This window comes from Dentiradicibacter hellwigii (assembly GCF_041770905.1).
GTDB lineage: Bacteria > Pseudomonadota > Gammaproteobacteria > Burkholderiales > Rhodocyclaceae > Propionivibrio > Propionivibrio hellwigii.
Window position 1 is genome coordinate 217,495 of sequence record NZ_JBEUWX010000001.1, and the last position, 12,234, is coordinate 229,728.

Below are 12,234 nucleotides of genomic sequence, written 5' to 3' on the forward strand. Positions count from 1 at the left end.
TCCCAATGAATTTCGAGGAAATCAATATGCTGCTGATGATCGATAACTACGATTCGTTTACCTACAACCTTGTCCAATATTTCGGCGAGCTGGGCGAAACGGTGCGCGTCTATCGCAACGATGCCATTTCCCTGGACGGGATCGCCCGTCTCAAGCCGGATCGCATCGTGATTTCTCCCGGGCCGGGAACGCCCGCGCAGGCAGGCGTGTCGCTGGACGTCATCCGCGAATTCGCGGGCAAAACGCCGCTGCTCGGCGTCTGCCTCGGCCATCAGGCGATCGGTGAAGCATTTGGCGGACGGATTGTCCATGCCAAACGCCAGATGCACGGCAAGGTCTCGCCGGTTCACCATTACGGCACGGGCGTTTTTGAAGGCTTGCCGAATCCGCTGGCCTGTACGCGCTATCACTCGCTCGCACTTGATCGAACTTCGCTGCCTGAATGCCTCGAAATCACCGCCTGGTGTGACGACGGCGAAATCATGGGCGTGCGCCATAAGACGTTCGATGTCGAAGGCGTGCAGTTTCACCCCGAATCCATCCTGACCGAATGCGGGCGCGACCTGCTGAACAATTTTCTAAAGAGGTAAATATCATGATTACACCCCAAGAGGCACTGCAACGAACCATTGAACACCGCGAGATTTTCTACGACGAAATGCTCGACCTGATGCGTCAGATCATGCGCGGCGAGCTTTCGCCGCTGATGACGGCGGCCATTCTGGCGGGGCTGCGCGTCAAAAAGGAAACTATCGGCGAAATCACCGCTGCGGCGCAGGTGATGCGTGAAATGTCCGCGCGCCTGGAGGTTCCCGACAACGCCAATTTTGTCGATATCGTCGGTACCGGCGGCGACGGTGCGGGTACGTTCAACATTTCGACGGCAGCGATGTTCGTCATTGCCGCCGCCGGCGGCAAAGTCGCCAAACACGGCAACCGCGGCGTTTCGTCGAAATCGGGCAGCGCCGATGTGCTGGAAGCGCTGGGCGTCAATCTCAGCTTATCCACCGCGCAGATCCAGGCTTGTCTGGCGGAAACCGGCATCGGCTTCATGTTTGCGCCGAACCATCACGCCGCGATGAAGAATGTTGCCCCTGTGCGCAAGGAAATGGGCGTACGCACCTTGTTCAATATCCTTGGGCCGCTGACCAATCCAGCGGGCGCGCCCAACGCGCTGCTTGGCGTTTTTCACCCCGATCTCGTCGGTATTCTCGTGCGCGTCATGGCGCGGCTCGGCGCGCATCACGTGCTGGTCGTGCATGGCAAGGACGGGATGGATGAAATCTCGCTCGGTGCGGCAACCCTGGTCGGCGAACTCAAGGACGGCAAAATCCGCGAGTACGAAATTCATCCGGAGGACTTTGGCCTGCACATGGCTGCCAGCCGTAATCTGCGTGTCGACAGCGTCGCCGCATCCAGGGAAATCCTGCTGGCGGTGCTTGACGGCAAGGACGACGGCGCGGCGCGTGAGGTCGTCATTTTCAATGCCGGCGCGGCGCTTTATGCGGCCAATGTCGCCGCCTCGATCGAAGAAGGCATCGAACGCGCGCGGGCAGCGTTGGCAAGCGGCGCAGCGCGTGCCAAACTCGACGAGTTCGTGCGTTTTACGCAGTCGGTCAAGAACTGACGAGCATTGACCGAGAGCCGCATGGCGGCCGGCAACTGCGGCCGGCCGCCACGCGGCTCTGGCAACCTGCCGAAAGCCGCCTGATACGGGATGCGGTCAGAAAATGAAGGTTGGATGAACAGGCTGAAAAACCGATGAACGATATTCTGCAAAAAATTCTTGCCGTCAAATGCGACGAAGTCACCCAGGCGCAACGGAACAAGCCGCTGGCAGCCATGCAGGCCGAGGCGCTGGCATGCCCGCCCGCACGTGATTTCGTCGGCGCGATACGGGGTAAGCAGGCGGCTGGTCAGGCGGCGGTCATTGCCGAAATCAAAAAGGCCAGCCCGTCGAAAGGCATTCTGCGCAGCGATTTCCGGCCGGCCGATATTGCCGCCGATTATGCGGCGCACGGTGCGGCTTGCCTGTCAGTGCTGACCGACCGGCAGTTTTTTCAGGGGGCGCCGGCGTACTTGCAGGCCGCGCGCACTGCCTGCGAACTGCCCGTACTGCGTAAGGATTTCATCGTCGATGCCTACCAGATTTACGAGGCGCGGGCGATGGGCGCCGACGCCATTCTGCTTATCGTCGCTGCGCTTGACCTGGCGACGATGCAGACCTTCGAGCGCCTTGCCCATGGCCTTGGCATGAGTGTGCTCGTCGAAGCGCATAATGGCGACGAACTGGCGCAGGCATTGCAACTGGAGACCCCGCTGATCGGCATCAATAATCGCGATCTGCGCAGCTTTGCCGTCAACCTGCGCACAACGCTCGACCTGTTGCCGCGCATCCCCGACGATCGCATCGTGGTGACGGAAAGCGGTGTCCTCAAGGTGGAAGATGTCCTGCTTATGCGCCAACATCGGGTCGATACCTTCCTCGTCGGCGAAGCTTTCATGCGCGCGCCCAGCCCCGGCAAAGCGCTGGCGGCGTTGTTCTCCTGATGGCCTTGCTAAACCCGGCGTACTGACTTTTGGAATGTTGGTCCGCTGCGGGTAGCGATTTACCGGCATGCCGTCTATCGGCGTACGGTAGCGTACAGCGGCAGGGCGCCATGTAATTCCGGCGCCGGCAGGCACTTGCCCGGAACCCGCGCCGATCAAGGGCTTGCGCTTTTAGCCATCCGACTTCAGGCAACAAAAAGCCAGTCGCTGCGGCTGGCTTTTCTTTTGTCGCGATCTTTCTGAAAATCACTTTTCTTCAAAATTGCCGTAGGTCATAATGTCGGCAAAAAAGGAACTGACATGACGGGCTTGGTCATCTCCGACAGAAAATCTCCGGAACAGGAAGAACTCGAAGGCAAACTCAGCCAGATTGATGCGCTGGAGAGTGAGTTTGCGCAACTGCAGCTTGAATACAGTACGTTCGCAGGCGAGTTGAGCGCATTCTGCAATCGTTACTATTTGCGGGTGGGCGGGCTGTTTGCCCGGCTTGATAGCTTGCGCGCTGAGATCAAGGCGCTGGAGGCGCAGAACAATCCCGATGACGAAGCTATGCGTGCGGCGGCCGAAGCAGCCCGCAAGCAGGCTCAGGAAACCTGGGAAGAGGTCGGCCAGACCATTGAGGAAGACCCAGTCATTTTTCAACCCTCGGCTGACCTGAAATTGGCTTACCGGCAGGCGGCGAAACTTATTCATCCCGACCGCGCTGACAATGAAGAAGATCGCAGCCTGCGCGATCGGTTAATGGCCGAGATCAATTCGGCTTATGCGCACGGCGATATCGATACCATTACCGAACTTGTCGATCGTTACCGCGAGAAACTTAATGAGCCGGATACGGAGGATATCGGCACGCGGCTGGTAAAAGCCATCCGCAATATCGCCCGTTTGCGGGCTAAGCTGGGGCAACTGCGCGACAGCATTGAAGAGCTGAAATCTTCGCACTGGGCAAAGCTGATGCGTGAAATCAGCGAAGGAGAAGCGCGCGGCGAAGACCCGCTCGGCCAGCTTGCTGAAAAAATCCATGCGGACATCGTCGCCGAAGAAGCACGACTCAAGCAACTCCTCAATGGCCTCCAGACCGAAGCGCAGGATGCTCCGGGCGAAGCCTCGCCTTCTGGCGAACTGCCGACGGTTGGCGCTTCGCCGGAGGAATCCGCGCCGTCGGCGAAAGAAGCCGCAAAGACCTCTGTCTTCAGACCGGAGGGGCTGATCCACCGTACCGAACGTGGCGAAAAGGTGCGCAGCAAATCGGAAGCGATCATTGCCAATATGTTTTTTCATTTGGGTCTGGACTATCGTTACGAATACCCTATTGAAGGCCACAGAACGCCGGGCATTCGGCGGCCGGATTTTACTTTTTTCGATACCGAGGGGCAGCCCATTCTTTGGGAGCATCTGGGGATGCTGAACGATCCGGATTATCGCGCCCGCTGGAATGCCAAGCTGGCCTGGTATGAAGACAACGGCTTTACCCAGGGCGTCAATCTGTTTATTTCGCGGGATGAGGCCGACGGCGGGCTTGACTCCCTGCGCATCCGAAAAATGGCGGAATATCTCAAGGGTCTGCTGGAGTAAAAGCCATGCCGGCTGAAACCGTCGTCGTCATTGATTTCGAGACTACGGGGCTTAGCCCCGACTGGGGCGCCCGCGCCACCGAGGTGGCGGCGGTGCGCATGGAAAACGGCGAAGTTACCGCGACCTTCCAGAGTCTGATGGATGCAGGCGTAGCGATTCCCCAAGAAATCGAGGCGCTGACCGGCATTACCAACACCATGCGGCGGGCGGCTCCGCCGGCTGCGCAAATCATTCGGGAATTGCATCAATTTATCGCCGGTGCGCCGCTGGTTGCGCATAATGCGCGTTTTGACGCGGCTTTCCTCGACAGCGAATACAAAAAGGCCGGAATATTCTGTGCAAGCCCCTCGTTTGCCTGCACCATGAAGCTTGCCCGGCGTATTTATCCCCGGGCGCCCAACCACAAGCTGCAAACCTTGATCCGCTATGCGGATATTCCCTGTCAGGGACGGTTTCACCGGGCGCTCGCCGATGCGACGGCGACTGCCCATCTGTGGCAACAAATGCGCCATGACCTGCGCGCCCGCTACCGGCTGCTGGAATTGCCCGGCTATGCACGCCTGTGCCGTCTTTCGGCGCTGCCCTTGGCGCGCATTGACGGATACATCAAAAACTGGCCATAGAGACAGGTGAAACGATGAATAACGCCTCTCTGCCTGCCCCGGGCATCCCGCATGGGCTGGCGGTTCTGACAAAAAAAGATGCCGGTCGGCTGGCCATGCGCGGTCTGCAGGCGCTTCAGCTTGGTTTGCCGACCGCCGCGCAGCAGGCGGCGGAGAACTTCTTCAGCCGACATCCGGACTGGTTCCTGTTTCGGGTCTGTCGTTGCGGTCCGATTCCGCAGGCCCTGATTGAAAATTATCAGGATCGGTGGGATTGGGGGCGGCTATCCTGGAATACGGCGCTGCCCTGGTCGGAGGCGCTGATCGAACGTTATCAGGATCGGTGGGAGTGGGGGAAACTATCCAGCAATACGGCGCTGCCCTGGTCGGAGGCGCTGATCGAACGTTATCAGGAGCGGTGGGATTGGCGGGGACGAAGGCGTAGTCTTTTGGATTTCTTTTTCTTGCAGGGACTATCCAGAAATATCGCGCTGCCCTGGTCGGAGGCGCTGATCGAACGTTATCGGGATCGGTGGAATTGGAAGGGGCTATCCTGGAATACGGCGCTGCCCTGGTCGGAGGCGCTGATCGAACGTTATCAGGATCGGTGGGAGTGGGGGGAACTATCCAGCAATACGGCGCTGCCCTGGTCGGAGGCGCTGATCGAACGTTATCAGGATCGGTGGGATTGGGGGTGGCTATCCAGCAATACGGCGCTGCCTTGGTCGGTGACATTGATTGAACGCTATGTGCACAAATGGACTTTTGGCCGGGGGCTGGTCAGTATTCTGCTGCGCGAACCCGGCTGCTTGAGCCTGACCACGCAGCAGACTGAAAAACTCACCAGGCAGTGTCTGGCGGCAGGGCGAAGCGCGGATACAGTTTCAGCCTTTGCCGAGATATGTTTGACCCGACGCAACATCAACCGTCTGGTTTCTTATTGTCAAGCGCTGGCCGCTGAATAGGCCTGTGGCAAGGGTCAAGCCTGCGGTAATTGCCAGCCTACGGCAGGGGCAATTTGCGGTAGTGGGATTTGGTATTAGGCTGCGCCCCCTTCTGTCCGCGCATCCCGCGCACGCGAACGAGTGGGAAGGCTAAGGTAATGAGGTAAGCATTGGGCTGTGCCCATGTCCCATGCCTCCGTATTTACTGGCGCGGCTGCCCAGGGCACGGCAGCGCCGATGCGCTATTTTTCACCGGATCGCCCCGAACTTTTCGCAAATACAGAAAGGCCGGAACCCTTGTGTTTGCTTGAGGTTTCCGGCCTTTGTTGGACTGCTTGGAAAGTATTGGTGGTGGTGATGGGCAGAATTGAACTGCCGACCTACGGGTTATGAATCCGTCGCTCTAACCAACTGAGCTACATCACCCCGGTGACGAAGAGCGCAGGATTTGCATTGGTGCAGCAATCATCCCGCGCTTGAGATACAGGGCATGTGGTGGAGAGGAAGGGGATCGAACCCTCGACCTCCGCATTGCGAACGCGGCGCTCTCCCAGCTGAGCTACCCCCCCACAAACGGCGGCGATTCTACGCGGCCGGCGTGTCTGCGTCAAATCCCCTGAGGGCAAATCGCCGAGGACTTCGGTGACTTTCCGGCCATTTTCCGGCCGGGGTCAGCACGGCCTGAGCCTTGTGTATGAGTGTGTATGCGGGTAACAAAAAAGCGTGCCATTCTGCGTGTTATTCCGGACGCGACATTTCCGGGCATGTTTTTCTGCGCTGCTGCTGCGTGGTGGGCGTTTCTGGCAAGGCGTGTTTTGCCGCTTGAAAAGCGCTTCGTGCAAGTTGATGACGGCAAGTGATGCGTAGGTTTTATGAGCCTGTGTGATCGCCCGGACGCTTGCGGAGCAGACATCCGCCGGTTCCAGCGCGGAGCGATTAAAATGATTTTTTCGTTGAATAGCTCGAGGTGTCATGCCGCCGCTGATGAAAACCCTATTGCGCCTTGTCGGTTGGCTGCTGGCCGGCATGCTGACGCTGGCGCTGCTTGCCGTGACGATTTTCTGGCTGATCAACCGGAAAGACGAGGCGCTGCTGCCCGAGGTGGCGCAGGCGATCGTATTTACACCGCCACCGCCCGAGGCCATGCAGCGCAATGCTTACTTTGTTCTGCTAGGGCTTGGGGCGCCGGTTGGCGAAGATGCACTGGCGGCGGGGATGCGCTTTTTCGCGGCGCAGATGCAGGATTACGCCGATCGCCGCCAGACGGGGCAAGCGCGCTCATCTACCGTGCAGGCGTGGCCGCATCAGCCGCTCGAGATCAACGCCTTGCGCTGCCCGGTGGAGCGTGACGATTGTCTGGAATACTGGCTACCGCGTCAGGGCGCGATTCGCGCTGCGCTGAAACAGTATGCGCATGTCCTCCGGCGCTATCGCTCGTTGCTGGAAATGCCGGAATACGAGGAAGTCATCCCGCCCGATCTTGCCGTGGCGATGCCTTACTACGGCGATCTGGTTGCGGCCTCCGATCTGGTTTTGATGCAGGCAGCCTTGCTGCTGCACGGGGGCGATGCGGCGCAGGCGTTGCTGCTACTGGAGCACAATGCCCGTCTGCATCAGCGTCTTATGGCCGGTTCGCGTACGCTGATCGGCGGCATGATCGCCTTGTCCATGCAGATGCGCCAGCAGCGCGTCGTCAGCCATCTCCTGTTGCGTCATCCTGTGCTGGCGCGCGCCCATACGGCGCGGTGGCAGGCTGCATTGTCCAGTGAGGCCGATCTTTCCGCCGCGCTGGCAGGTGAGGGACGCTGGATGGTGAGTTCGTTCAATACTGATATGAGTCAGGAATTGCGTCGTCTGGCTGCCGGGAATTTTCCCGGAAAGGACGAAGCGTCCATGGTGGCGCGCCTAGAAAAGACACTCGCGATTTCGCAGAAGTTTTATCTGCATCATGAGACGCTCAACCGCTTTTATCGCGCATACCGCGTAGCCATGCGGCTGGCCGATGTGCCTGCCGACCAGATCGATGCGCAGGTGACGCGGGTGGCGCAGGAACAGGTCATTATTGGCCAGCCGTGGTGGAAGCGCCCCTATTTCGGGCTGCGTAATCAACTGGGCAATATATTGCTGGAGATGGGTCAGCCCGACATACAGCGTTATATCGAGCGTGCGCATGATGTGGAAGGCCATCGCCGGCTGGTGCTGCTGCAACTGGCAGCTTACAGCGCGGGTCTTGAAGCGGCGGATATGCCCGACTGGCTGGCGAAGTCGCCAGAAGCATTGCGCAACCCCTACACGCTTGCGCCCATGGGCTGGGAGGCGGACAAGTCACCGTCCAGAGCCGGCGGCAGCCTGGTATTCCAGGGGCGTCAGCCGCAGGTACAGAACCCTGCGCGTTCGCCCGTTTATCGCGTGCGGGTCTTTACGCACTGATCTGAAAAGACGCCTGATCAGCCGACTGCATATTGTCCTTGAACGATTGCCCCTGAGTTTCATGCCCGGATGCCGGAGGAAAGAACCTCATTGACGGTAAAGCCTGCTGGTTTTTCTGTCTGACAGAAGCGTCCATCGGCGCGATTGTCCGCCAAGTTCTGCTATGCTTTCCACATGAAGTTTCTTTTTATTCTTGCCGTGGGATGGATTTTTTTCCGGCTGTTGCGCCCGTGGTTCTTTGCCAGGGACAACCATGCGCGCGCTTCACGCCCGACGCAGACGTCGACGGCCGCGGGCGCGGAAGTCCATACGGTCAGATGTGCGTATTGCGGGGCGTTTTTTTCGCCCGATGAAGGCGTCGATTCCGGTGGCCGGCATTTCTGCTCGCGCGAGCATCGTGACCTGGAAAAAGCGGCCGGGGAGCATCGCTCGCCATGCTGACGGACTGGATGCCTGAACGCAGGGAGGTAGGCGCAGAAAAGTTGAAGCGCCCGAAGGAAATCCATTTCTCCGAAGCACACTGGAAGTCATTGCTTTATTTCAGCGCCTACCGGTTTTTCCTGGCCGGACTGCTGTTTGTCGTGTCGCTGGTCAATCCCGCTTCTTTCCAGCCTTTCAGTATCAACCAGGTCCGTGCGATTACGGGTGGTTATTTTTTGGCTATGGCCATTGCGCTGATCAGTGCGCGTGTTTTCCGCCGCCATTTCAATTGGCAGGTGAGCTTGCAGGTGCTGGCGGATATTGCTGTTTTTATCACGCTGATCCACTTCAACGGTGAGCTGTTCGGTAGTCTGGGCGTGATGCTGCTGGTAACCCTGGCCGGCGCGGGGCTGGTTGGGCAAGGGCGGCTGGTGTTGTTTTATGCCGCAATGGCTACGCTGTCCGTGCTGCTCGAGCAGACCTATCGGGGGCTTGTGACCGGCTTCGTGCTGGGCGATTTCTTTCAGACGGGGCTGTTTTGTATCGGTTTCTTCGGCGTTGCCGTGACAGCGCATCTGCTTGCCAGGCGGGTGATTACCAATGAGGCGCTGGCCCGTCAGCGCGGCATCGACCTGCATAACCAGATGCTGGTCAGTCAGCGCGTGATCGAGGAGATGCAGGACGGCATCCTGGTGCTCAAGCGCGACGGCATGATCTGGCAGCATAATCCGCGTGCCTGCGAGCTGCTCGGACTCGGCGACCCCACGGGGCGCCTGCTGGCTGATTATTCCAGTGAGCTTTCCCGCAGTTTCGTTAATTGGTGCGCAATGCCGAGCGATGCGTATGTGCTCGTGCGTGCGCCGGCCAGCGGTATGCGTCTACAGGCGCGTTTTCTCGCGACCGATAGCCTGGGGCAGGACGTTCTGGTCTTTCTTGAGGATATGGAGCGCGTACAGACGCAGGCACGGCAAATCAAGCTGGCGGCGCTGGGACGCCTGACGGGCAGTATCGCCCATGAAATCCGCAATCCGCTGTCGGCGATCCAGCACGCCAGCGAGTTGCTGGCCGAGACGCAAAACGACCCGGTGAGCGAGCGTTTGCTGCGCATTGTCATCGAGAACACGCAGCGCGTCGAACGCATCGTCAGCGACGTACTCGCAGTCGGCCGGCGGGATCGCCTGCATCGGGAATTGATCGATCTGCGGCAGATGCTACCGCTGTTTGTCGAGGAATATTCGATCAAGGAGAACGTCGCAATGGATACCGTGCGCCAGGAGGTGAGCGGACTCGGCATGCTGTGCTTCGACCGCTCGCATTTCCATCAGGTCCTCTGGAATCTTGCGGGCAATGCCCTGCGTCATTCCCATCAGGAGGCGTGCAGTATTTTGTTGCGTGTCAAGGACGGTGTGCGCAAGGGAACTGTCGAATTTCATGTGATTGATGATGGGCCGGGCGTTGAAGAGTCGCTGCGCGAGCAGATTTTTGAACCTTTCTTTACGACGCACAGCCGCGGGACAGGACTGGGTTTGTATATTGCGCGCGAGCTGTGTGAAGCCAATGGCGCACAGCTCGATCTTGTACCAAGCGAAACGGGTGCGGATTTCTGTATCGTGGGGAGGAATGATGAATGTCAATAAATAAAGCTGGCGCGCGCGCGAAAACAACGGAAATGCGGGTTCTGGTCATTGATGATGAGGCGGATATCCGTGAATTGCTCGATTTGACGCTGGCGCGCATGGGGCTGTCGGCGGATTGTGCGGGCAGCGTGGCAGAAGCCAAAGCGTTTCTGGCGCGCGAACGTTATCACCTGTGTCTGACCGATATGCGCCTGCCCGATGGCGACGGCCTGGAAATCGTGCGCCTGATCGGATCAGATTACGGTGCGACGCCTGTCGCCGTGATTACGGCGTTTGGCAGTACCGACAATGCTGTTTCGGCGCTGAAGGCGGGCGCGTTTGATTACCTCTCCAAGCCGGTTGCGCTGGATCAGTTGCGCACACTGGTCAAATCGGCGCTGAATCTGTCTGCCGAGCCGGCGGGCGGTGGTGCGTCGGAAAAGAAAACAGCGGGCGGAACGCTCCTGATCGGCGAATCTCCGGCGATGCTGGCTGTCCGCGAAATGATCGATAAAGTCGGGCGCAGCCAGGCGCCCGTTTATGTTTCCGGCGAGTCGGGCAGCGGCAAGGAGCTGGCGGCGCGCTCAATTCATGCGCAAAGTGCCCGCCATGCCGCGCCATTTGTGCCGGTCAACTGCGGCGCGATTCCGGAAAATTTGATGGAGAGCGAATTTTTCGGCTATCGCAAGGGTGCGTTTACAGGCGCCGATAGCGACCGGGAAGGTTTTTTTCAGGCTGCCAATGGCGGCACGCTGTTCCTCGACGAGGTGGCCGATTTGCCGTTGGCCATGCAGGTCAAACTATTGCGCGCCATCCAGGAAAAAAAGGTACGCAAAGTCGGGAGCGCCGTCGAGGAACCTGTCGATGTCCGCATTATTTCGGCGACCCATCGCCAACTCAAAGACTGTGTGGATGCCGGGACTTTCCGTCAGGACTTGTACTATCGGCTCAATGTCATCGAATTGCATATGCCGGCCTTGCGCGAGCGGCAGGAGGATATTCCGATATTGGTTGATGCGACGTTGAAGCGCCTGTGCGGCGATAACCCGCCCAGTTTGTCGCCGGAGGCCAGGCAGGCGCTCGCCGCCTATGCTTACCCGGGCAATGTGCGTGAGCTGGAGAACATTCTTGAACGCGCCACCGCGTTATGCATCGACGGAAAAATTGCGCTGGAAGATTTGCAGCTTTCAGAAACGGGGATTGAGGGCGTGGTCGATGCCGGGGGGACGCTCGACGACCAGGTAAATCGCTTTGAGCGTCAGCTAATCCTCGATGCGCTGGTCAAAACGGGTGACAACCGAACGGCAGCGGCTCGTCTGCTTGGCGTAACCTTCCGCTCGCTGCGTTACCGTATTGAGCGTCTGGGAATCGATACATGAATACGCTGGCGGTTGAGGGAATTGGGGTGATTGGGGCGGTTGGGCATCGGTTGGTTGATGGCGATGGCCTGAGTTCCGACGGCTGGCTGGTTTCCGCGCGGCGTGTGCCATCTCCCAATCATGACGCGCGTCCGCCGAAGACTGTCATTTCCCTCCTGGTGATTCATGCGATTAGCCTGCCGCCCAATCAATTTGGCGGTGATGCCATTGAGCGTTTTTTTACCAATACGTTACCGGCCACGGAGCACCCATTCTTTGCCACGATCGATGGGATGCATGTTTCGGCGCATTTTCTGATTCGCCGTAATGGTGAGTGCGTTCAGTTTGTTTCCTGTCTGCAGCGTGCCTGGCATGCCGGCGTATCTTGCTGGCAAGGCCGCGATCGCTGCAATGATTTTTCCATCGGCATCGAACTGGAAGGGTGCGATGAGCAGCCGTTTGAAGAAGCGCAGTATGTGAGCCTGAACGCCCTGATTGAAATATTGACGCGCGCTTTCCCGATTACGGCAATCGTTGGGCATTCGGACATTGCGCCGGGGCGCAAGACAGACCCGGGGCCTTTCTTCGTGTGGCAGCGCATCGTTGGAGCAGGCGCTGCTTTGATATGACAAATCTGTCAAAGAATTTCGCTGAACACAAAATAGTTCTTGCGTCAAGTCGGCTTGCTTACTACAATTGGTCGCGAATGACAAGGCCGGCGCAATCGGGCGATTTTTAG

11 protein-coding genes and 2 tRNA genes are annotated in these 12,234 nt (G+C 58.7%); 11 read left to right on the plus strand and 2 right to left on the minus strand.

The genetic code is table 11. The features are described from left to right. The first annotated feature begins 26 nt into the window (after positions 1-26). From ABCS64_RS01030 to ABCS64_RS01055, 6 genes are all read left to right on the plus strand, one after another. The gene (locus tag ABCS64_RS01030) at positions 27-590 is read left to right on the plus strand and encodes an aminodeoxychorismate/anthranilate synthase component II (protein ID WP_418890288.1); all 564 of its coding nucleotides are present in this window, start codon (positions 27-29) and stop codon (positions 588-590) included. Between the two features lie 2 nt (positions 591-592). After that, on the plus strand, positions 593-1,627 hold the full coding sequence (gene trpD / locus ABCS64_RS01035; protein ID WP_418890289.1) for an anthranilate phosphoribosyltransferase: 1,035 nt from the start codon (positions 593-595) through the stop codon (positions 1,625-1,627). Positions 1,628-1,761: 134 nt separating this feature from the next. Then, entirely contained in the window at positions 1,762-2,550 is a 789-nt protein-coding gene (trpC, locus tag ABCS64_RS01040) for an indole-3-glycerol phosphate synthase TrpC (protein ID WP_418890290.1), read from the plus strand. A 300-nt stretch (positions 2,551-2,850) separates the two neighbouring features. Beyond that, positions 2,851-4,125 carry a J domain-containing protein gene (locus tag ABCS64_RS01045; protein WP_418890091.1) on the plus strand — a complete coding sequence of 425 codons (1,275 nt, stop codon included), beginning with the start codon at positions 2,851-2,853 and terminating at the stop codon, positions 4,123-4,125. Between the two features lie 5 nt (positions 4,126-4,130). Then, entirely contained in the window at positions 4,131-4,748 is a 618-nt protein-coding gene (locus tag ABCS64_RS01050; protein ID WP_418890092.1) for a 3'-5' exonuclease, read from the plus strand. 14 nt (positions 4,749-4,762) lie between these two features. Then, entirely contained in the window at positions 4,763-5,692 is a 930-nt protein-coding gene (locus ABCS64_RS01055) for a hypothetical protein (RefSeq protein ID WP_418890093.1), read from the plus strand. Between the two features lie 328 nt (positions 5,693-6,020). Here ABCS64_RS01055 and ABCS64_RS01060 read toward each other — a convergent pair. Together ABCS64_RS01060 and ABCS64_RS01065 are read right to left on the minus strand one after the other, a co-directional pair. Next, positions 6,021-6,097, minus strand: a tRNA-Met gene (locus ABCS64_RS01060). Between the two features lie 67 nt (positions 6,098-6,164). Further along, positions 6,165-6,240 (minus strand) — tRNA-Ala (locus ABCS64_RS01065). A 403-nt stretch (positions 6,241-6,643) separates the two neighbouring features. Here ABCS64_RS01065 and ABCS64_RS01070 point away from each other — a divergent pair. The 5 genes from ABCS64_RS01070 (at position 6,644) to ampD (ending at position 12,124) form a co-directional block, all read left to right on the plus strand. Then, complete coding sequence (locus ABCS64_RS01070) at positions 6,644-8,101, plus strand: hypothetical protein (protein ID WP_418890094.1); 1,458 nt, start codon at positions 6,644-6,646, stop codon at positions 8,099-8,101. Positions 8,102-8,275: 174 nt separating this feature from the next. Beyond that, entirely contained in the window at positions 8,276-8,542 is a 267-nt protein-coding gene (locus tag ABCS64_RS01075; RefSeq protein ID WP_418890095.1) for a PP0621 family protein, read from the plus strand. Positions 8,543-8,583: 41 nt separating this feature from the next. Next, on the plus strand, positions 8,584-10,158 hold the full coding sequence (locus tag ABCS64_RS01080) for a sensor histidine kinase (protein ID WP_418890096.1): 1,575 nt from the start codon (positions 8,584-8,586) through the stop codon (positions 10,156-10,158). Then, positions 10,149-11,516: a sigma-54-dependent transcriptional regulator gene (locus ABCS64_RS01085; RefSeq protein WP_418890097.1), complete on the plus strand. Its 1,368-nt coding sequence runs from the start codon at positions 10,149-10,151 to the stop codon at positions 11,514-11,516. The genes ABCS64_RS01080 and ABCS64_RS01085 overlap by 10 nt, the downstream gene beginning before the upstream one ends. Then, a complete protein-coding gene (gene ampD / locus ABCS64_RS01090) occupies positions 11,513-12,124 on the plus strand; it encodes a 1,6-anhydro-N-acetylmuramyl-L-alanine amidase AmpD (protein WP_418890098.1) in 612 nt (203 codons plus the stop codon). Before ABCS64_RS01085 ends, ampD begins: the two co-directional genes overlap by 4 nt. Positions 12,125-12,234 lie beyond the last annotated feature (110 nt).

What these genes read in the sequence shown, in the direction of transcription:
- ABCS64_RS01030 (WP_418890288.1), top strand. Translation starts at nt 27, where the DNA reads ATGCTGCTGATGATCGATAACTACGATTCGTTTACCTACAACCTTGTC.
- trpC (WP_418890290.1), top strand. Translation starts at nt 1,762, where the DNA reads ATGAACGATATTCTGCAAAAAATTCTTGCCGTCAAATGCGACGAAGTC.
- ABCS64_RS01045 (WP_418890091.1), top strand. Translation starts at nt 2,851, where the DNA reads ATGACGGGCTTGGTCATCTCCGACAGAAAATCTCCGGAACAGGAAGAA.
- ABCS64_RS01050 (WP_418890092.1), top strand. Translation starts at nt 4,131, where the DNA reads ATGCCGGCTGAAACCGTCGTCGTCATTGATTTCGAGACTACGGGGCTT.
- ABCS64_RS01055 (WP_418890093.1), top strand. Translation starts at nt 4,763, where the DNA reads ATGAATAACGCCTCTCTGCCTGCCCCGGGCATCCCGCATGGGCTGGCG.
- ABCS64_RS01070 (WP_418890094.1), top strand. Translation starts at nt 6,644, where the DNA reads ATGCCGCCGCTGATGAAAACCCTATTGCGCCTTGTCGGTTGGCTGCTG.
- ABCS64_RS01075 (WP_418890095.1), top strand. Translation starts at nt 8,276, where the DNA reads ATGAAGTTTCTTTTTATTCTTGCCGTGGGATGGATTTTTTTCCGGCTG.
- ABCS64_RS01085 (WP_418890097.1), top strand. Translation starts at nt 10,149, where the DNA reads ATGTCAATAAATAAAGCTGGCGCGCGCGCGAAAACAACGGAAATGCGG.
- ampD (WP_418890098.1), top strand. Translation starts at nt 11,513, where the DNA reads ATGAATACGCTGGCGGTTGAGGGAATTGGGGTGATTGGGGCGGTTGGG.